Here is a 20,765-nt window from a genome sequence, read left to right as displayed (position 1 = left end):
CGAAGTCTAAATCTTGAAACAAAATTTCTTTTGATAAGAAATCGCAGCTTTGGAACTTGGTCTTTTTAGGGCGATAGATTCCATGAGTTGGGCTAGGGTTTGCTTGATTTTTTGTTGCTCTTCGGGCGCACATTGCGCGGATATAGCACCAAGCTCAGACAGCGTTTTGCACAGCCTATTATCCTGCCTGTTCAGTTGCTTTATGTTGTTTTGCTGATAAGCCAGTACCCATTTTTCAACTTGGTTTTGCAATCGGGTTAAATGACCAATCAGCGCTTTTTGTTTGGCGTCCATTGCTTCATGCCGCCGCTTAGCCTTTACCTTCCACGTGGGCGCTTTTTTCTTAGCCATTCCCTGATAACTTTTTTCGGCCTGATACTGGGTGTGGTCTAAGCCAAGAACGGACAGGATGGCTTGGTTGTACACCTGCTTGATGAGTAATAAGGTTGCTTTCTTTTGCAACTGCCTCAAATGTGTACCACTTTGGGTGAACTTCCCAATCACAACATGCATGTGGTCTCCTGTCCCTTTAACTTCAGGGCTTTGATTTTGCTGATGAACGACCGCTCGAACTAAAGAAATAAGCTCGGAACTGGGTACAGAGAGGCTTTTGGCTAGGTTACTGACCAACTGTTTGAGGATTTCCGTCCAGTCTTCTTTGCTTGGCCTAATGCCTTTAGGAAGCGTAAACACAAATTCAACCGCGGCTTTAGGTGGTCTACCGCCTTTTCGTGCTAGCAATTGCCGTGTTCGATACTGCTCATAGTGTTCGTGAATGCGAAATGCGGTGCCTTTCCCACCACAGATTGGAATAATTTTCTCAGTGTGTTGGTGGTTTGGGTGTTTTGCATTGAGCAAATAGATCTCGCGTGCAAATACGCTGTCTGTTGATTCTGCGGTAACCGTCCAGTTTTTGATCGCCATGATTTATTAGAAGCTTACGAAGTTTTTCTTCCGTTTCAAAAACAACGATCTTCGCTTCGTAGTCAAGATAGCAAACCCAACTGTTAACTACGTTCAGTTTAGGTTTACTACTTGCGAGAGGGGGTCCCTCTCGACTCCCTTTTCCCCCTGTGACAGCGTGACACACTCTAGAGTGTGTCACGCTGTCACAGGGGGCTTGGTTTTTTAGATCAAACGTTCGCAACTCTAGCCATATTATTGTCTCTGACGCTGGCTTTAGAAATACGTGGTTCAGGCAAGTCGTCAGCAAAGGTTGGTTCTGGCTTGGGCGCGTACGTGGCGAAGTCTCGATTAAGTATGGCGAGGGCGCGTGGCAATGGAATAAAACGTTTTATCCTCAAGCAACAGAGAAACCCAACTTGCGAGGCGCTCACCACTTAAGTGTTTTGCTTACTTATATAAGCGTTTTTAATACTCATCTTACAGCACGTGTTGCCCAAGGGGTTTCAACGGGTGCGTGATTATTGGTTCTGGCGCGGACAAGCGAGGGCCACTTTAGTGCAGATACAGCGACTGTTGATGGCGCAAGACTCGAGTTTCACACCCGAGGAGAAAAGAGTACACCCTGCCGCCATTCGAGTCTGTCCGTGTTGTCATCATCAGATGGTCTGTGTGGAAGTGAGTCGACCGACCTAGCCGAAAGGCGAACAGAATAAGGAGAGTGGCCTTCACTTAACGAAGAGGAGAAGACAGAAAAAAACGAGACCAAAGAATAGCTAACGCATTGATAAGGCAGCGCTGACTGACTTATCCGAACTGACTCGCGCTGTGAAAATCCCTCAGTCTGAATCAGCGCCACACCAACACCCACAATTTCCTATATAAAGCAGCGTCGGGCTCGTTCAACATTCGGGATTTAACGCTGGCTGCGCAGCGCTTAATCCTTATTTGTTATAACGCGGTTTCCAGTGAACTCAAAGCCTCAACCGACCTCAACTCCCCCTTAGAAAACTCCAAGATACTTATCGCAAGTTGATCTACTGGCATGGACAAAAGACATTGACCATCAGTTCCAAATATACGGCTACCACCTAATCCACGAATGTTCTGATCGTTGAGCGCTTGTGGCCAGTTGCACTGTAAAACAAATGCTTCAAGTTCCTTAGCTATTTCAGAAGCCGCTGAAAAATAGCCCGTTAGGGTATTATCATTGCCGCTTTGGCTGATATAGCTAGGCCAAACTATAATTTCTGGAGAGCGGGAACGAACTTGAGAGATAAACCAGTCTGCATCCTCGACTTCTCTACAAATTACCGTGGTACAGCGAGTTCCATCAAGATCCAACACGCTTCTATTACCACCTTTAGCAAAAAACTGGGATTCACTTTCAGTTAATCCAGCCTTGTCCCATTGTGCTATGACCTGACCAGTTTTACTGATGCACAAATAACTATTGAACACATTTGAGCCAACTACTTTAGGTGCACCAAAAAACAGACTTGTTCGATACTTTTTCGCTAAATTTTGTAGTTCGACTATGGCATTTTGAATTAAGAGCTCTTTAGATTCAGCTTTTATATTTCTATGAAAGCCACTTAATGCGAGTTCAGGGAAAATTAGGACATCTAGTGCACCTAGCTTTTTAATGTACCCAGATATCGTCGTAAGATTTTGTGCAACAGTCCATCTCATTTGCATCTGAACAATGCCTATTTTCACTCTGTACTCCTTTAGCGTTATAACGCCTTTGTAAAAGGCGCGACGACAGGAGCGTCCTTTTGACAAACTTGTTAACTCTAGCTAGCAGCACTGGAGTATCAACCAGCTATTATCGAATTGGTTAAGTTTAGATTTTTGTTCCTGCACCCAAAAATATACCATCCCACAATCACCCCACATAACATCCAAATCGTCATCACTATCAAATTGAAATAGCAGCTTCCATTCCTTAGCGCCGGCCTCTAGCTTTTTCGCCTCTTCACTTTCGTAACCCTCTGGCCCCCCAACATAAACACCATTGGAAGCCAGTTGAGATTCTAGGTCCATATGATTGCCTTGGACAGGTGACGGGTAGCCACCTATTTGATGGGACGGTTCGTCATCACAATCATTAAGATCAATATATGCATCAACTTCTTCATCAGATAGTTCTAGTTTCTCAACATTAGGATCGTCGTAATTTGGGAGTATTTGAACTAGTTCTGGCTCAATGAATATCTCTTTAATTTTGCACTCTTCATCCAAGTCCAGTGGATATTCGACGTAACCATCGGGCTCGGGATGATACAATACAGCCCAGCCTCCCCGATCTTTTGGATCGAACCCCCAAGGCATCTCAACTACATCATAAAAAAATAACAAGAAGCCTTTATCGGCAAGCCACTCATAACGATGCACGCTAGAAATTTCAGATAAGTCTATTTGGGCAAGAAAAGCCATTGGCTTTCCCTTACTTATTGGCCATTCGAAATCATTTTTGTTAACAAATGGTTTTCCACCGAACTTGGTGCTTTTGTATTTAGACGTCTTTTTCAGCCTTACAGCTGGGCGTTTTAAACGTTCAATTTTAGGCCCTAAGGATTCCTTAACCTTGTCCCAATCTATCTTTTCTCTAGTTCCAAATAGTTTCTTAAATATGTCCATGATCTACTCTAAGAGAGTTAACGCTTGCCGTAAACGGCATAAAATAGCAGGCTAAAATTTGCGACGAAGGAGCACAGCCTGCTGTTTTGTGTCCTTTGTTTGACGGCCTTGTTAGCTACCGATTACTCAGCATTCTCATCGTAAATACGCGTATAATCCTCAAACTCCGTACCTTTCAAGTCGTTTTCAATTACAGCTTTTGCAACTTCGAAATCTACTACATAATTGCAAACTTCCATTGTGCCGCTACCAATACTGCCACCATCACAATGACCTAAGCCTGTCCAGCCAAGAGTTTCATTCATTCGATCTTGTAACCTAGCCCGTTTATCTAGGTCTTCACTAGTCCCGAAACCATCAACTTCATATTCAACTAATAAGGTAAACTCCTGCTCAGCTTGCTGATATCCGTTTGTGACTAACTCATCTATTTCTTTTTGAATTTTGTCCTGAGGTTTTTTGAAAAAACTAGATTTAACTACCTTACTTTCACCTTGAGTGCCAAGTTGCCCCCAATGTACTGTATGTGAACCATCGTCATTGTCCCAAGTTTCCCAATACTCTTTCTTATTTTCGGTAAAACGATAGAGTTTTAGCACGATTTATCCTTTAGGTAGCTAACGCCTTACTAATGGGCGCATAAATGCTTGGCTAAAATTAGCGACGAAGGAGCGCAAGCCAAGCGTTTTGCGTCCTTTTGAGTAACTTGTTAGCTGCCCCTAAACACCATACTAAAACTATCTTTGCTCGATAACTGCGATGGTACATCGTGACTGCGAATTTTATAAAACCTAACTTTAGGCTGATCAAGTCTGTTTGCTGCGACATAAAAGCTATAAGAGGGAAATTGAGATATTAATTTTTTCCCCCACAACTCTACCAGCTCTTTACTTATTTCCCATGCTCTCAAAAAGTCTGAGCTTTCAGTGTTATACCAAGGCTCTTCATCAAGTTCAGCATTGTTTTCAAACCAATCAAGAATAGCGGTAACAGACAGAAATAATTCGTTGTCTTCAGGCTCGCGAGCACCAAGAGTGTTTGAGTTGGCTTTTAGGTTATCAAGTTCCCACTCTAAAATTATAAGGCCATTTTCCTCTCTAAATTTGGGGTTATAAAGAAGGTCTAAATCTTCCATGATTCCTCTAGGGCTGCTAACATTCTTAATAACAGGCCGGCTCGTTATCCCGCCGGCCTAACGTACAACTAACCTACCATAACTCTCTAATAATTAAAGAATATACGTCAAGTTTCTTATTTAACCATCACATAAAAACGAGCCGGCCTGTTATCACTTTTTGACGTGGCACGGTATCTTAGTGAGATTTGGCATCAACTTATTAATTATCAATGACTTAGTAATTTCCCTGCCGAATAAACGAGCCACTAATCCTGAAAAAACAAGCCATTTTTCATACTCAAACTCCGTCCAACACCAATAAACTGTATAAAAACACAGTTCTAGGAGGTGGCAAATGGCAAGCAAATTCATCTAAGAAATCCGCAGGCACATGCGAATGCGAGGCTGTAGTATCAAAACTGAAAAGGCCCATTTACACTGGATAAAATACTTCATTCGCTTTAATCAGCTAATGTAGTGGTTCGGATTTACCAAACCACGCACCTACAATTCATGATTTCACTTCACACACTACAAAAGAATAATCAAATCAGAATCTGAGGCCTTAATTCCTGCCTTCATCACTTGTATCAAGCCCTCAGAATTATATTTATCGAGCTTTCGAGACAGGGACTTACGCATAGCGTCGGTGAGTTTTCGCTCTCCCGCAAATACAGTATTTCTTAGTTCTTCACGTGTTAGTTTTTTGTCTTTTGACGCTCGGAGAGCAATTAAAATTGAACAATTGGGAGTGCTTGGGGTGGCGGAACTAGACGAGTAGTTTGAACGCACTAAAGTATTGACTGGTAAACTATCTTCACAACGTGTTCCGATGTCAATCTGACTAAACTCGATGTCAATAGGATCCGCTTCGCAGGCTTCTTTTTGCTTCGTGTTTTGTAAGCTGACTTTAGTAGAGGTTCCTATACGTTTGACTCTGAATTCAAAATCACATGCAGCCCTAAGTGCCGTACTTCCTCTTGCTCCGCGTGCTTCATCACGACCAGAATGATGTATGCATAGTAAAGTCGCATCAAAGTTATTGCGCAAATAGTCACAGTTCCTGACAAAACTGGACATGTCGCGGGACGAGTTTTCATCACCTTCAAAGCAACGAGCAAGTGTATCTATAACAATCAGGCCGATTTTCACACCTTGCCGTTCTTCAATCTGTTGTAATGCATAGATTAGTTGCGCAGCCGTTAACTGTTCTGAGAGTGAAATACTCTCGCCAAGCACGTATAAGTCTCTTACAGTTTGATTATTCTCAAGCTCCCAACCTTTTACACGTTTCGCGATTCCCGCTTGCCCTTCGGCTGCTATGTAAACAACAGCAGATGTCTCTGTTGATTTACCGAGCCAGCTTTTTTGTGTTGTTGCAATTGCACAACACATGTCAATCGCAATGTAAGATTTCAATGAACCGCTGGGCCCAAAGAGCACGCCAAACGACGTCTTTGGTATCATTAAATTGACTAGCCATTGTTCTTGTTTTTCATAGCCGCTAGATCCGCGTGAAAACGTGTAGTTCCCGAATTTCAGTTTCTCTTCGCTTTGCTGTGTGTCTTGTTCGTTTGGAAAGGTGAACAACTCCAATTGACGTGGGTCTTTCATGACATCCTCGTTTTATTGAAGGTTTACGAACACAAATGAGTGATGTCAAAAAAATTTGTCGTCGCCAACAAACAATTTTTCATCAAGTAAACCCCCTCAAAAACGGTTAATTAGCGAACAACCAAATAGCTGACTGTACCATCTTTGACACACTCTCAGCTGAATCAGCTAAATATTTCACTCTCAACTTTTTTGTGCGTAAATTTTTATGTGCTTTCGAAATTACTTCATTTAACGAATATAGGAAAACATAGAAGTGAGCACTTACAAACGCCCTACAAGAAAACGCATGACAACAACAATTCGTGAATTCAAGAAAACAGCATTTTTTGCGAATGGCACTGAAGCAACTAACCGAAGTAATTTGAGTAAACTAAATATAATTGAACATCACCTTGGCGATTACCACGTAAAAGATATTACGCCGCTACAAATAGAAGACTTCTTAAACAAAGGGTTGAGAGAAGTTGAGCTCTCGGAAGGGGTTGGTTATAGCACATCAACAATTAAAAGCGTTGCATCTCTATTGCGTAAAATTTTTAACTACTCAGTTAAAAAAGGGGAACTCAAGCGAAGTCCGTTCACAAACGACATAAAAGTCAAGAATCTAAGGGATAAACAGCCCGTCTATCCCTATCCCAATTCAGTTGTAACAAGCATCGCGTCACACGCTGATGACAATGGTGTCATTGAACTATTTATATTTTGTGTAAACGAGGGATTGAGAGCATCCGAAGCGCTTGCACTGACATTCGATGACTACTGCCCTGAAAATCAGAAGCTGACAATTAATAAATCAATGGTTTTAGGAGAATTCAATGCAACAAAAGCGGATTCTTCGAGTCGCCATATCAGAATCTGTGATGCATCTGCGCGCATCATTAATAAACTCATTGCACAGAACAAGTCTGTTCTTGATGAATTTAAAGTTAGCAATGTGCGCAAAACACAAACTGCTCGCTTCATTTTCTGCGACCCCTCAACAAATCGACACTGGAGCTCACATAAGCACTACACAAAAGAGCTCAAAAAGTACTTCGTCAAAAGTGGAATTGTGTTTCGAGGAATTATGCCAACTCGGCATACATACATCACAAATGCTGTTCGATCTGGGATGTCATATGAAGAAGTAGCGACTTTTGTGGGCCACTCAAATATTGACATGCTTAGAAAGCACTACTTGATCTGGGATCAATACGTCCGCGGAAATCAAAATATTGATGCTAAGAACATGATTAGTTTCTCAATTTAGTTTCAGTTTTCAGTGATACAGGTTGATGGTACGATATGGCACATAAATGACACTCACAATGTGCCAAAAAAAATACAAATTAAAATAAAATCAGACACTTAAAACAAACTTCAATACGGAGAGATAGCTTTCAAATCCCTATCTCTCCGCCACTTTTAAAGATTAAACCGCTGTTTTTACAGCGGTTTTTTCGTTTTCATAACTCAAAAGTCGACAAATACAAGAGGATGATACAGATGTATTTGTTTCGACAACCTAATAGCGTGTACTACACACGCGTTACAATCCCGACTTCCCTTCAAAAAAACGGTTTTCCTAAGGAAATTCGCTTATCCCTAGCCACGCGTGATCGCCGTATGGCTTACAAACGCAATCTTGACCAGACAAAAGTAATCTTCGAGCTTTTCGAGTTAGCACAGACAAAGTTTTTACCCTTTCCAGATTTTAAGCAAAAGCTTAATGCTGAGATTAACAAGCTTAGAGTCTCTTTTAATAAACAAACAGGTGATGGAGACTCAAAATGTCGTCTGCTCTCGGAAACGTATGAGCCCAAGCCGAATAAACAGATACCATCCATCAATAATGATGCTCTTAATCGTTTTATTGAATCTAAGCGCCTAGAAAAAGTCACTAACCTCACTCTTAAGCAGTTAAAGCAGCGTAATGGGGATTTTTTAAAGTTTGTAGAGCAACAGGAAGGAACGAGTATCACCAGTAGTGTTGCTATGGCTTATCGAGATAAGCTCTTAGGTCGAGGATTAAGCCATAAGACTTTAAGGGACTATCTCGCGGCCATCAAACAATTCATGAATTGGTGTGTCGTGCAAGAGCTGATAGCCAACAACCCATTTGCACATGTAAAGCTACCCTCCCAAAACACCTCGTCTCATTCCCAGCGCCTACGCTGGGGCGAAAAGGAGCTGACACGCCTGCTTTCCAGTCGTGCTTTTCAAGAGCAGGATTCATCCTTCCAATGGGCCACTAAAGTCATGATGTTGCATGGCTGCCGTCCTTCGGAAGCTTGCCAACTTCGAGTAGCTGATATCCACATAGATGGCCCGATACCAACCATCTCTTTTACCGACAACGGAGAGCAGCAACACCTGAAAAATGCATCTTCTAAACGGAAAGTTCCCATCCATAAAGGGTTAATAAAAATGGGCTTTCTCGAATATGTGAAATCTCGGCAAGATAAAAAACAAATGCAGCTCTTTGATTTTACCCCTCGGGGTAAGGATTCCGATTGGTCAAAGGATTTCAGAGACAGCATGGGTGACGTTCTGACTGCTTGTGGGTTTAAAGCAGGTAGTCGCCCCACTGCGTACTCTTTCCGACACACATTCGTCGATGAACTAAAGCAAGCTAATATTGAAGAACATGTGGTAGCTCAAATCGTAGGGCATAAAAATACCAGCATGACCTACGGACACTACGGCAAGCAACTTCCAGCAGAGAAGCTGGTGCATGCTGTTAATGCATTTACGCTTAATCGGTTCTAAATCTCTTGCATTGAAAATTTAGAACCGATTACAATGAGTGCGGATGACATACACTGGTCGCTGGCGATACCTACCTCTGTCCGTACTCAGTTTAACTTAATTTAAAGTCTTTGTGCTGAAACCCAGTGCATTAGTAAGCTTTTGTAAACGCCAGCCGCAGCTTGCTATTGCATGTCGGAGAGACAGCTATGCGTTTACGCAACAAATCGACTTACACTAAGTTAACCAACGCTTTCAATGAACATCTAAGACGCAATCTAGAGCTAAGTATTCCTTTTCGTCAGAGGGATAATATGCTTGCGTACATTTTGTTTAATCTCAGCCCTAATGAAGTCCACCAAAGGTTAAGTCGAAATAAAGATGTATTGGTGGATTGGAAGCAAGAAAGTGACTCCGTTTTAGAGGCTCGCTTTCAAAACACCATTTGGCAACGTGTCACCAGGGCTTTCTGCGATTACAGCTTATCGGAAGAGCAGTTGATCGAGTTAGTCGCAAGCACTATCAAACCAGCTCTGTTAGATTTAGAGCCATCTTTAATATCTATGAGCTTTCAAAGTGCACTCGGTATCGAATTTGTTTTAGTAACGGATGAAAACGAAACAAAAGCATCCACAGGTCATTATCTTTTAAAATGGCATCTTCCTTCACGAGATAACATGATCGTTCCCAACTCATGGACGGGACTAGATAATAAGCGCCTTTACACTCCCAGCAGTGTCAAAGAGCGTTATTCTGCTTTTGATGAACAGAGCTATAAGATCATGTCACTTTCATGTAACGAGGTTCTAATTGATGCTTATCGGCATGCACCTAAACTGAATAGTCAGTACTCTTCCCTTTATAACGAACTTCATCAATTGCGTGACTGTCATCTTTTGCTCTTGTTTGTACATGAGCATTATCGACTTGCAGAGATAATGACGCAGAGTATTGTTGATCACTATGAAAACGAGTGCCGTTTTGAAAAAAAAGGAGAATCAGGTATTGGTGACGATATTAGTTGGTTTTCTGAGCTTCAAGCGATTAATTTCTCGCTCTACAGTTTGTGGAATATCGTTGAAGAAGAGTATGAGGAGTTTGCTTATAAGAACCACATACCAACCAGGAACGATTACGTCGATGAGCTGTATCTGCTGATAATGCAATACCTGTTTGAAACGGGTTTGGTAAATCAACAAAATAAAGAGCTGTGTGATGACGTTACGCTGACTTATGCAGTGAATGATGCCGTGAAGAACTCAGTAGGCAGTTTGCATCATCAATTAACACGAGGAGTCCGTTTGCTTACTCATGGCAATCCTAGCAATTTTCTACTTAGTTTAATCCCAGAAGTGAATTAAATAGCCATTGTTGCAGCGACAGATTTACAAAATCAATGTCGTTGCTCACTCATGGTAATCCGATGGAGTTACTTATGAGCAGAACTTTAATCACCCGTATTCGCAGCGCTTTTGAAAGCGCTGCTATCTAACTGAAGCAAAGACATGAGTGAAACAAAAAATCAACCTGATGAGTTCGTTAGAAAGTCATCGTCTGTAGAACTCAATAGCCAAACAAAAATTGAGCGAGGAGATAGCAAAATGAAGCATCGACGAAAGCGTAAATACTACTCAGAACAAGAGGCTGAGAAGTTTGCAGAACATGTCAGTAAAGCAGCAAGAAAAGTTTAATCGGTCGGTTTACCCTCAAAGAGATCAGCCGTTACACCTCTTGAAGTTCAACCACTGGAAGGCAGTACCGCCTTCCATTTTTTTTGAAAAAAAATGCTAACTCTTAACTGATTGATTAAGAACGAAAGTGCTCTGATTTTATAATAAGTAACTAATAATATTAGTATTTTCAGTTTGGACTTCCTGATTTTGCCTAGATATGATGCTCTCAAATAGAAGAGCAGCCATAGCTGCCTAAGTTGAGAAAATGGAAAACAGGAACCCCAAAAAATTTAAAGATTACGCAGATAAATTCATCAAAAGCCGAAAATTCAGAGTTGCTCCATCAACTCTTGTTAACAACAAGTGCAAAGCGAGCGCCTTGAAGCGCTACTTTGGTGAGACATTAATCTCCGACATTTGTCATAGCGACATTCTAGATTTATTTGACGACCTCCACGAGCGTTATGCGAACAAAACAATCAATGAGTTCATGACCGTATTGCGAGGTACTTTCAAGCACGCTGCCAGTGATGGTGCTATTGGTGTTAGCCCAATGTTAGACGTCAAGAACTTTAAAGCGTGCAAAGTTGAACCCAAGCCTTTCTCTAAAGCGGAACTGAACAGCCTTCACAGTACTCATGGGTGTCTACATGGCAAGCATGCGCTCATGTTGAATGTTCTTCTTGGTGTTCGGATTAGTGAACTGATTGCACTAACTTGGGAAGATATCGACTTTAAGCGCAAGGAAATGTTTGTTCGTCGGGCCAAGGTGCTCAGTGATTACAAGACTCCAAAAACTGAAGAGTCAATAAGGAAAGTCGAGCTCAATGAGTTGGCTATTCAAGTGTTGCTAAAACAGCTTAAGCTGACAGGTGACAAGGCGACTCGTGAAATCTCGGTGCTGCAAAGTGATAACAAAAGTCGTATCAAAGAACACTTACAGTTTGTCTTTTACAACAGTCAAACTGATGCCCCTTTCATTCACGCAGCGCAGTTTAATAAAACCTTTTTCAAGCCATTTCTAGAAAAGGCTGGAGTGGAGCACCGTGGCGCAAGTCAACTTCGACATACTTTTGCGAGTCAAAACCTGACGGCAGGTATTTCTAAAGAGTGGATTGCGCGTCAGATGGGCCATAGCGATACGGCAATGATAGACAAACATTATGGCAAATGGATAGCTGTAGACTCCCCCGACTACGCAAGTGCCTCGGCAAGGAACCTGTCTAGTACGTTTGATATGGAAGTCTCTGAGCCCGTGCCTGTGACAGAAATTTCATCTGAGTTCGTAGCTTTGATTCAAGTGCTACAAACTAAACCTGAGCTTCTCGCTGCGGTAAAAATGCTTGTCGGGAGTCAGCCATGATTACTCTCGACACCATTGTCATCTGTGTTGTCAGCCATGGCAGTTTCACTGCCAAGAATGGCACCATTGGTGCCAAAGTCATTCACTTAAAAAGTGAGATGACTAAGCAACCCGCTGCGCTCCCGTCACACTTTTTGTTCCAAAAAGATGAACGTGAGCTGCGGGCAAGAGATGGCTCTCTTGACTCTCTACCATACTCACCCCTTCGGGGGTGACTATGAAGGAAATTCGATTCTTTCATCGACGCTTTAACTTCACATCAAAACCAGTTGATCGAGTTAAGTGCGAACACTCTCTAGCTCACTCATTACGTATTGCACCACCCACCGCTGTTAATGACTCTAAGCGGTTAGAGTGGAATAAGGAGCTGGCAGATACCAACTTAATTTGGCTAGGGTCAAAGGTTTTACCCTTGCACTCATTGCCCGAAGATGAGCGTTTAGAGCTGTTGTATCAGTTGGCACCGCAGACAAAAATTCGCAATCAATCGAAATTGCAAACTCAGCAGCGGCAGTATCGCCTCAAAATGAACAACGCCATTAAGAGTGAAACAACCAAAGGAAATACCGAGGCTGCGGAGTTTTTGCAAGCAGTCTTAAACGCAAAAGGGCATGTGCCCTACTCACGTATCGAGCAATTTAAAAAGCTGAAAATGCAGCGGAAAAAGCAACGCATCAAGATGCTAGAAACGTATCTGAATGCTTATAACCAGTTGCAGAAGCGACCAGCAGCGAACAATGTATTTATGCAAGAAGGCATCTTTAAAGTTCCGCATCAATGGAACGTTGGCAACGACACCATAACGCTTGAAGAATACATTTCATTTACGCGTGAGTTTTTGAAGCACCATTATCCTGCTTATGATATTCAAGCAATTATTGGACATGATGATGAGCGAAATGTTGATGTCAATACTGGAGCACATACTCACTACTTTATCTCGGGTAGGAACAACCAAACTGGTGAATATGACTTGAGGAAAACTCAGATTAACATCGTTAATGAGTATATTCGTGAAAACCACCGCAGCGAAGCGTTGTTTCCCGAGGATGGCAAGCTTACCAGGAAGCTCAGTCAAAAGTTTGGTCATTACCATCAACGTATGATGCTTGATTTTGCCAATGAGCACCTTTTTAAAAACAAGGGGCTAAAAGCTGAATTTGCTCCTGAAGCAGAGCGAAAATCCGCGCAGCGCAAGAAGATAGACAAGGAAGCAAACTTGCCTAAGTCTGCTCGAAGCCATAACTACTACACGCACCAACTTGAGTTGGTTCAAGCAAAGGTTCATTCAGCAGAACAGCAATACAATGAGCTAGTAGAAAACACTCATTCCTTAAAAGATAACTTTGACAAGTTACTCAATGACGTGGCTCAAGTGCAGGTCAACCTTAGTGAGCTTCAAGTTGAAAAAGATACAGTAACCACTGAGATAACAGAGCTTAAAGATCAACAATCAAGGTTATCCCAACTGGCTCTAGAGCTAACTGACGCTATCGTTCCGAGGTTGGTCAGTGTGTTCAAGAAAGTGCTACTAGCTATCAATGCGCGTGACAACAAAGTGGCAAAAAAACAAGCCGAGTATCTTGAGTCCGCTTTCAGTGCCGCGTTAGAGCTTCCTCCTTCGGTAGCGCAAGGGGTTACCAGAGAAATTAAGGCTATTAAAAAGGCCAATACTGCAATTGAAGCCGAAGCTTCAATAGATAAGTAAGTTAGTTAACGTGACTAACTTACTTCACTAACTAACTAACCTAAAAATGATAACTAAAAACAGGTGAAAAATGGCTAGACCAAAATCATATACGGATGACGATATCATCAACATTGCGACTCAATTGATCAGTAAAGGAAAGAAGCCTTCGGGCTGGAGCATAAAAGAAGTATTAGGCCGAGGAAAAATTTCCGCAATTCAATCGGACTTAGATCGCCTGATAAAAGGTGGACATATCTCGGTTGAAGCACTCAATGCGCAAGACTATAAAGAGTGTGAAGCTACCCGTGCTTTTCTGTCTTATGAACTTCCAGTGGAGTTGCACGAACTTTTAGCTAAGCGGGAGGAAGAGCTTTGTAATGTAATGCGTGATATGACGACTGCTTTGAATAACAAGGCGCACGAGCATTATGAAACCATGATGGCTATTCGTGTCAGAGATCTCGACGCAAAGTACAATCTAACATATAGAGCTAAGGAGCAAGCTGAAGCTGACTTTGCTGATATTGAAGAACGGCTTAAGAAACAAGTTGTGGAAAAAGAACAGCTTGAAGACAGAATTGAAGAACTAGAATGTGAGCTGGCTGAATCTAGACAAAGTCATTCCGAGTTAATTCAAGACAATCTTAAACTTACAAGCAATTTAAACTCCATTGCTGAGAAATACGACACGCTTCAAGGGACTCATCAATCCATCAATGAACAGCTTTCCGCGCTGCAAAATGAGTATACATCTGTGAAAGTGAAGCTGGATTCTGCGCTGAGCGAAAACGAGAGCCATCGTTCTAAGCATTGCTGAGCTGGCTGCTCTGTCGAGGTTAGAGATAACCTATCTGAAACACGGGCGAAGCTAACAGCCTCTGAGGACAGACGACCTAAGTAAGAGATGGCTAGAAAAATCGATAGAAGCAAGTAATCAGTTTATAACTAGCCGTAATTTACCAAGTTGTTTTATGTGCGCTCCACACTATCGTATTCATGGTGTAAATCCGATGAAATCACATTGCTTATTATTATGACTTGAGTTGCTTAGTCAACAAGAGCAATATTGGAGTAATAAAACCTTACCACATGCAAGGTAAATCAAAGGATTAGAATGGAAAACCTCATAGACGCAGATTTGTTTTCTCAAGTAGAGGAACACCTGAAGTGCTCCGAGCAAAGCTGGTTAATGGGTGCAGGTATTAGTTTTGACGCTAAACTACCACTCATGTACCCGTTGACAAATAAAGTTAAAAAAGACTTAGAAACGGACAATCAGGGCATATTCGATCAGATTGTTGCCCCTTTGTTCATAGAGTTGCCTCCAGAGTGCCATATCGAACATATTCTCAGCCATTTAGGTGACTATGCAGCCTTGGCGGAAAGGAGTAAGGATAAAAAAGTCAGCATAAATGGTGATGAAGTAAAGTTGGAGGAACTGCAAGTAGCCCATCGTTTAATACTTGACTCGATCTCGAATGTAATTAGAAGTGGCTATGTTGAAGACAAAGAGGGAAACACAACTGAACAAGGAACTGTATCTAAACCAATAGTCGAAATTGACTCTCATAAAGAGTTTATTGACACTCTGTTCAATCACGCAGGCGCTGGTATTTATGAGCGGAGAAAACCCGTAAACATTTTTACAACTAACTATGACACCTTGCTAGAAGATGCTTTGGCATTGAACAAAATCCCCTACTGGGATGGTTTTTCTGGAGGTGCAGTAGCTCACCGAACTCAACGCTATGGCGAGCCTGTCCCTACTAATGGCCAACGTGCCAACTTAGTCAAAATGCATGGTTCAATAGACTGGTTTCTATGTGAAAAGGGACATGTCTGGCGAGTCAGAGATAATGATCGCTATCCAAAAGCTGATCGTCGAGTCCTCATCTATCCTCAAGCTACAAAATATATAGCAACCCAACAAGATCCATTCTCTGCACAATTTGACCTATTTCGCAAAGCTCTAAACTCTCCAAATAGTAATGTGTTAGCTGTGTGCGGATATAGTTTTGGAGATGACCACATCAACAATGAAATCGAGTTCGCCCTATCTAAAGACGACAATAGAACCGTTTTAGTTGCTTTTCTTGAATGCCGAAAAGAAATTCCATCCTGTCTAGAGCGATGGCGTAAGTCGAGTTATGGCTCGCGAGTAATAATTGCATCTCTTCATGGTCTATATGTTGGTGCGCAAGGCCCCTTTAAAAGAAAAGGCGATGACGACGATTGGTGGACATTCAAAGGTGTCACATCAGTACTTAAAAACGGATGTGAGGTATAAATCATGTTTACACCAACTGATGAGCTGAAAATAGGTCAAGTTGTTGAGGTCTCAGGGACAACTATCAAAGTTGAAATCTCGAATAAGGTCTCTGAACTAACTCGAACTTTCGAAGGTCGGGTTTATCCAATAGGACAAATCGGCAGTATGGTTAAGATCCACTATGGTCGAAAGGTTATTTTCGGTTTAGTTACAATGCTTCGAATGCGTTCTGAAGAATTGTTAGAGGCTGGAATGCCTATAAATACTGAATCCGATCAAAGACTTATGGAAGTGCAACTGTTGGCCGAAGGTAGTTGGAATAACTCTAGTTCTAAATTGTCCTTTAAGCGAGGTATTAAGACATACCCATTGCCTCAACAAGGCGTGTTTTTATTAACAAATGACGAGATTTCATGTGTTTATCGCTCAGCTGAAGGTGAACGAGAAGAGAAGGTCGACCCACTAGTTCCATTTGCTGTATATAGCGCATCGGAGTCAACTGCTTGCAGAGCGAATATAAACAAAATGTTCGGGATGCACTGTGCTGTATTGGGATCAACAGGTTCAGGAAAGTCGGGAACTGTCGCCGCAATAATTCATAGCGTTTTGGAGCATAACACTGGAGAGATGAGTTTTTCTCCGCAAATTGTCGTAATTGACCCACATGGGGAATATGGTGCCGCATTCAGTAAAAGGGCTATACAGTATAGAGCTTATGGCATCACAGCGGGTGAGGATCAACAAGAATTAATAAAATTACCATACTGGTTAATGTCAAGCGATGAATTTACCAGTTTGATAGTTGGCAAGACTGAAGAAAGTGCCACTAGCCAAAACAACATCGTCCAAAAAGCTCTGACACATGCTCGAATGGTTGCAGCTGGAATTGTGCAGCCGTGTCCTAGAGAGTTTGATACGGAAGTATTGAAAGAGCTAGAAAACCATGATGATCCAAACCTTTGTGATAAAAAAGACACATCGGACATTCTTGAGTTTGATAGAGATAAACCAAGACCATTTTGTTTAGATGAGTTTGAGAGCCATATAAGATTCATACAAGGAGGACGTTTTAAAAAAGGCTCGAAGATCCTTGAAACCTTGCCACCTACGGATTTAGGGAAAGCTCGTATTCCATCAGTCTTAGATAAGGTGAGAGTTCTCCGAAGAGATAAACGGCTGTCTTTTATGTTGCAATGTTGGGAAGGTGAACAAGATGAAATGAAACTTCACAAGGTTTTAAACCAGCTTGTTGGGGCTCCTGTTGAGGATAAAAAAGATATTAGAATAATAGATATCTCTGGCCTCCCTAACGAAGTTGCGGGCCCTCTAGCTGCCTTGATTGCTAGACTATTATTTCAATATAAAGTATTCCAGACACAAGAAGAGAAAGAAAAAGATCCGATTCTGCTCGTATGTGAAGAGGCGCATAGATACGTACCTGATCATGGAGAGGCACAATATGCAGCAGCACAAGGAGCAATAAGACGCATTGCACGAGAAGGTCGAAAATATGGGATTGGCTTAATGTTAGTAAGTCAGAGGCCCGCAGATGTAGATAGCACTGTGATATCACAGTGTGGCACTTGGGTTGTGTTAAGGCTTACTAACTCTGCGGATCAACAGCATGTCGCCCGCTTTCTACCAGATGGCTTGTCTGGGATGGTTGGAGCACTACCCATTTTGTCACAACAAGAAGCCATATTTGTAGGTGAAGGTGCCGCCCTTCCTTCGAGAATCAGGGTCAGAGATCTTCATGACAACCAACTTCCTAAATCAAACACAATACCATTTGCTGAAGGCTGGGCTAACGGCCGTCTAGATCTAAAGAGCCTAAAAGAAATTGCTGATAGGATGTGTAACTAAAGAAAAAAGCAGACTTGGAGATACAACTAGATACAAAGCCTTAGCCATAAAGGCAAGGCTTTATGTTCAATTGAAGCAACTATCTATAATATATCCGCTAGAAAATCAAAGCCTTGATCTTCATAACTTTCATTGCTCTCTTCACCGTCATATTTTGGCAGCTCATCAAAATACTCATCGTCTTGGTCATCGAAGTCAAAATGAGTTTCGATATGATCATCACTATCAAAAAAGGTCGAAAAATCATAATCTTCTTCAGTATCTTTGAACTTAAATATGGGGCTAATTAGGTTTTCTGGCTCAAAGAAGCTAATGTTATGCTTGAGAAGAGCTCCGAAAAAATGGTGTGTTTTAATAAAGTCAGTATTTTCGTTCTTGAGCCAGAGACGTTTACCAGCTTCGTAAGATAGTAACCAAGAACTACTCTCTAGAGAGTCGGTACTAGCAAATTTTCTTAAGGTATCGGCAAGAATATTTGAGCTAATTTGACCACTGTGATGCATATCTAAAATTAGAAGGTTGCAAACAGAACTATCCATGCCTTCTACTTCACGCACGACTTCTCGCTTAACATTTAACTTAAGACCCTTGCATATCGTCAGCAACCATGACACCTCACTATGGTGATCAGATATGGAGTGGGTTTTAATTTGGTTATGACAAAACCTCTCAATAGCAGGCTTGTTCAGTTCATAATCATAAAAATTATATGTTGAAAGAAGGTTTGCTATAACTTGGAGCGTGTTCGGAAAGCTATAACCACATTTCAGTATGTATGCTTCGAAAATATCCCAATTTGATTTGCGGATGATAGACGAAGATATTTGTTTTAGACCATATTTTACAACTGCTTCATCTTTAAACTTATCCTCTATCGAAAAAAGGACTTCAAAGTAGTTATGGATATCATCTCTCTGCTTCCTTTTTTCATCGGATATCTTTAGCTTCCTTATACTATATTTCCAAGACTCACTAACTAACTCTTTTACTTCAACTATTTTTGTTTTTGATGGGTTGATTTGAAGTTCAAAATTGCTTACCGCTTTAGTTAGTTCTGCTAAAGCTTTTTCTGCCTGTTCTCGTTTGTCAAAAAATAAACAGTAGTCATCAACATAGCGAAAACCAGCAGGCCAATATCCTATCGCTTCCTTGAGCTCTCTATCAATTGCGACTCCAATTAACTCAGCAATGATATGTGAAGTGTCAGGGCCAATCGGTAATCCAATGGTTTGTCCATCTTGCAACTTAGTACTTTTACTATCTAAAATATTACCAAAAAAAGCTGATGATGCTTTCCTGTTTCTTTTGGCTGCACTCTTGCCGTGAATAGCCCACGGAATTGAATGGGTATAGATAGTAGGAAAATAGCTAGTAATATCAGTTATCAATGCATATCGATAACCCGCAGATTTTGTCACTTTAGCTTCATAAAGCTCACTAAAACGACTTATATCTATTGCTCTGAGCGATGGAGACAGCTTAGGTTTGCTCAAGGAAATATTGCTTTTTCTATAGTGTCGTTCAATGTCAGACCAATACTCAGCGATTTCTTTAACTAGAAAAAAGTAACTAATCGGGTTAACTATGCTTGTCGCTCTTCGATAATATGAAGATCTTGCTACTGAAAACTTTTCCGCCTTAGTCTCTGGTTGTTTATGTGCTGACCATCGACCTTGAAATTTATGATAACTCTCAGCAAATTCGGTTGTTGTAAAGGTTGGCGGCAGTTGGACTGGAAAAAAACCTGATTTGAGTAACTCTTTGATCTTATCCATGTATCTAGGCTTATTTTGTTACATTGCACCTCATTACCTTAGAGGCGCAATTTTCAGAAAGATGTAGTCTTCATACTGAAGAAATTCACTAAGCAACACAAGGCATAACCATGCGTTTTGTGATTAGAGTTATTACAGTACTAAACTACTCCATATCTTCACTGCTCTTAATGAGACGCTACATTGGATTCACAGTACTATGATCTTGGAGATAGTGTTGCACTTTCAACATCGTACAGAGTTTCGTGGTTTCTCAACCAAAGTTGATACTGACTACCCAACAAAGAGGCATCTTTAGTACAATCAACATTCCAAAGGCGTAACCAATAACCCGCAACGGCCGCCCTAACTTCAAGAGTTTTAGCACCATCCACCATTCCAAAATCATGTTCGATGGTGATACTGTTTTGGACATTGTTTTTATTTGGGTGAGGAGCCAGCTCTAATCTAATGAACCTATTCCACTGGTTATCCCCTTTCCTAGAATTCTCAGATAGAACAACCTTATCAGAATGATGTGCACTGATTATTCTACCTAAAACAAAGTCACAAAATTTGTTCCTCTTATAATCATAAGCTCTTATATGCAGCCTGAGGCCATTGTCAACAATAGAGTGTGGGGCAATTACTCGACTAGATTCCCCATTTTGTACAGATAAGTAATTAACTTGTAACGCATTGCCATTAAGAATTGCCCTAGAAATGGACATCAGTACATTGAGCTTGGGTAAAGATAAGCGCGGCGGGACAGTGAAACTCTCACCCTCACCAAGCCCTAGTGATTTGGCTAAAACTGGACTTCTGAGTTTTCCTAAGGCTTCATTAATTTTTAGAGGGTACATCGGCGAGAACGCTGCTTCGTTAATAATGTACTTTTTCCCGCTATCATCAAAGTCTAGGTTGTTTGGCGCTAGCTCTTTGTATTTTCTAAAGTCTCTTGTTGCTGCAGGTGCAGAAATATCGAATTTATCAACTAGATCTCCTCTAGCCAGCCAACCACGAAACTGTAATAAGAACTCAATGTACTGCAGCCTTTCTTTCACGGCAAATGATAGATTTTCGTTGTTCATTGTTCATTCTCCTAAGCCAAAATTAGTATTACACAAAAAAATCACTTTAACCACT

General features: G+C 41.4%; 19 protein-coding genes and 2 pseudogenes. 13 read left to right on the top strand and 8 right to left on the bottom strand.

The genetic code is table 11. The features are described from left to right. Positions 1-6: 6 nt before the first annotated feature. Positions 7-924, bottom strand: a complete 918-nt coding sequence (locus ACXAFJ_RS03660) for a hypothetical protein (protein WP_475321486.1) — start codon at positions 922-924, stop codon at positions 7-9. A gap of 233 nt (positions 925-1,157) precedes the next feature. On the opposite strand from ACXAFJ_RS03660, the pseudogene ACXAFJ_RS03655 reads away from it, so the two are divergent. Together ACXAFJ_RS03655 and ACXAFJ_RS03650 are read left to right on the top strand one after the other, a co-directional pair. Further along, positions 1,158-1,366: pseudogene (locus ACXAFJ_RS03655) on the top strand (IS4 family transposase); the annotation flags it as partial. A gap of 2 nt (positions 1,367-1,368) precedes the next feature. Beyond that, positions 1,369-1,599, top strand: a pseudogene (locus tag ACXAFJ_RS03650) (IS91 family transposase); the annotation flags it as partial. 255 nt (positions 1,600-1,854) lie between these two features. Here ACXAFJ_RS03650 and ACXAFJ_RS03645 read toward each other — a convergent pair. The 4 genes from ACXAFJ_RS03645 to ACXAFJ_RS03630 all read right to left on the bottom strand — a co-directional run bounded on the left by ACXAFJ_RS03645 (position 1,855) and on the right by ACXAFJ_RS03630 (position 4,681). After that, the gene (locus ACXAFJ_RS03645) at positions 1,855-2,622 is read right to left on the bottom strand and encodes a carbon-nitrogen hydrolase family protein (RefSeq protein ID WP_475321485.1); all 768 of its coding nucleotides are present in this window, start codon (positions 2,620-2,622) and stop codon (positions 1,855-1,857) included. Positions 2,623-2,703: 81 nt separating this feature from the next. Then, the gene (locus tag ACXAFJ_RS03640; protein ID WP_475321484.1) at positions 2,704-3,546 is read right to left on the bottom strand and encodes a YwqG family protein; all 843 of its coding nucleotides are present in this window, start codon (positions 3,544-3,546) and stop codon (positions 2,704-2,706) included. 122 nt (positions 3,547-3,668) lie between these two features. Next, positions 3,669-4,145, bottom strand: coding sequence for a hypothetical protein (locus ACXAFJ_RS03635; RefSeq protein WP_475321482.1), 477 nt, complete (start codon positions 4,143-4,145; stop codon positions 3,669-3,671). A 110-nt stretch (positions 4,146-4,255) separates the two neighbouring features. After that, the gene (locus ACXAFJ_RS03630; protein WP_475321481.1) at positions 4,256-4,681 is read right to left on the bottom strand and encodes a hypothetical protein; all 426 of its coding nucleotides are present in this window, start codon (positions 4,679-4,681) and stop codon (positions 4,256-4,258) included. A gap of 373 nt (positions 4,682-5,054) precedes the next feature. On the opposite strand from ACXAFJ_RS03630, the gene ACXAFJ_RS03625 reads away from it, so the two are divergent. Next, positions 5,055-5,141 carry a phage integrase N-terminal SAM-like domain-containing protein gene (locus ACXAFJ_RS03625; protein WP_475324050.1) on the top strand — a complete coding sequence of 29 codons (87 nt, stop codon included), beginning with the start codon at positions 5,055-5,057 and terminating at the stop codon, positions 5,139-5,141. 53 nt (positions 5,142-5,194) lie between these two features. Here the strand turns inward: ACXAFJ_RS03625 and ACXAFJ_RS03620 are convergent, their stop codons facing one another. Continuing rightward, a complete protein-coding gene (locus ACXAFJ_RS03620) occupies positions 5,195-6,259 on the bottom strand; it encodes a helicase RepA family protein (RefSeq protein ID WP_475321479.1) in 1,065 nt (354 codons plus the stop codon). A 274-nt stretch (positions 6,260-6,533) separates the two neighbouring features. On the opposite strand from ACXAFJ_RS03620, the gene ACXAFJ_RS03615 reads away from it, so the two are divergent. The 10 genes from ACXAFJ_RS03615 (at position 6,534) to ACXAFJ_RS03570 (ending at position 17,865) form a co-directional block, all read left to right on the top strand. Continuing rightward, entirely contained in the window at positions 6,534-7,529 is a 996-nt protein-coding gene (locus ACXAFJ_RS03615) for a tyrosine-type recombinase/integrase (RefSeq protein ID WP_475321478.1), read from the top strand. Between the two features lie 227 nt (positions 7,530-7,756). After that, complete coding sequence (locus ACXAFJ_RS03610) at positions 7,757-9,028, top strand: tyrosine-type recombinase/integrase (protein WP_475321477.1); 1,272 nt, start codon at positions 7,757-7,759, stop codon at positions 9,026-9,028. Between the two features lie 188 nt (positions 9,029-9,216). After that, the gene (locus tag ACXAFJ_RS03605) at positions 9,217-10,368 is read left to right on the top strand and encodes a hypothetical protein (protein ID WP_171305591.1); all 1,152 of its coding nucleotides are present in this window, start codon (positions 9,217-9,219) and stop codon (positions 10,366-10,368) included. 144 nt (positions 10,369-10,512) lie between these two features. Next, positions 10,513-10,698 carry a hypothetical protein gene (locus tag ACXAFJ_RS03600; protein ID WP_061066152.1) on the top strand — a complete coding sequence of 62 codons (186 nt, stop codon included), beginning with the start codon at positions 10,513-10,515 and terminating at the stop codon, positions 10,696-10,698. A gap of 247 nt (positions 10,699-10,945) precedes the next feature. Next, positions 10,946-12,043 (top strand): tyrosine-type recombinase/integrase, encoded by a 1,098-nt coding sequence (locus ACXAFJ_RS03595; protein WP_475321475.1) that lies wholly within the window; start codon positions 10,946-10,948, stop codon positions 12,041-12,043. Next, positions 12,040-12,258: a hypothetical protein gene (locus tag ACXAFJ_RS03590; protein ID WP_171757876.1), complete on the top strand. Its 219-nt coding sequence runs from the start codon at positions 12,040-12,042 to the stop codon at positions 12,256-12,258. Before ACXAFJ_RS03595 ends, ACXAFJ_RS03590 begins: the two co-directional genes overlap by 4 nt. Before the next feature lie 2 nt (positions 12,259-12,260). Then, entirely contained in the window at positions 12,261-13,751 is a 1,491-nt protein-coding gene (locus ACXAFJ_RS03585) for a zinc ribbon domain-containing protein (RefSeq protein WP_475321474.1), read from the top strand. Positions 13,752-13,821: 70 nt separating this feature from the next. Continuing rightward, on the top strand, positions 13,822-14,550 hold the full coding sequence (locus ACXAFJ_RS03580) for a hypothetical protein (RefSeq protein ID WP_475321472.1): 729 nt from the start codon (positions 13,822-13,824) through the stop codon (positions 14,548-14,550). 297 nt (positions 14,551-14,847) lie between these two features. Then, entirely contained in the window at positions 14,848-16,020 is a 1,173-nt protein-coding gene (locus ACXAFJ_RS03575; RefSeq protein ID WP_475321470.1) for an SIR2 family NAD-dependent protein deacylase, read from the top strand. A 3-nt stretch (positions 16,021-16,023) separates the two neighbouring features. Further along, positions 16,024-17,865 carry an ATP-binding protein gene (locus ACXAFJ_RS03570; RefSeq protein WP_475321468.1) on the top strand — a complete coding sequence of 614 codons (1,842 nt, stop codon included), beginning with the start codon at positions 16,024-16,026 and terminating at the stop codon, positions 17,863-17,865. Between the two features lie 83 nt (positions 17,866-17,948). Here the strand turns inward: ACXAFJ_RS03570 and ACXAFJ_RS03565 are convergent, their stop codons facing one another. Both ACXAFJ_RS03565 and ACXAFJ_RS03560 read right to left on the bottom strand, forming a co-directional pair. Continuing rightward, positions 17,949-19,640 carry an RNA-directed DNA polymerase gene (locus ACXAFJ_RS03565; RefSeq protein WP_475321466.1) on the bottom strand — a complete coding sequence of 564 codons (1,692 nt, stop codon included), beginning with the start codon at positions 19,638-19,640 and terminating at the stop codon, positions 17,949-17,951. Between the two features lie 197 nt (positions 19,641-19,837). Continuing rightward, positions 19,838-20,710 (bottom strand): BrxR family transcriptional regulator, encoded by an 873-nt coding sequence (locus tag ACXAFJ_RS03560; protein ID WP_270032935.1) that lies wholly within the window; start codon positions 20,708-20,710, stop codon positions 19,838-19,840. Positions 20,711-20,765: the final 55 nt, after the last annotated feature.

It is taken from the genome of Vibrio sp. ABH4_348 (genome assembly GCF_056159765.1).
This window is presented reverse-complemented; position numbering and strand designations above follow the sequence as displayed.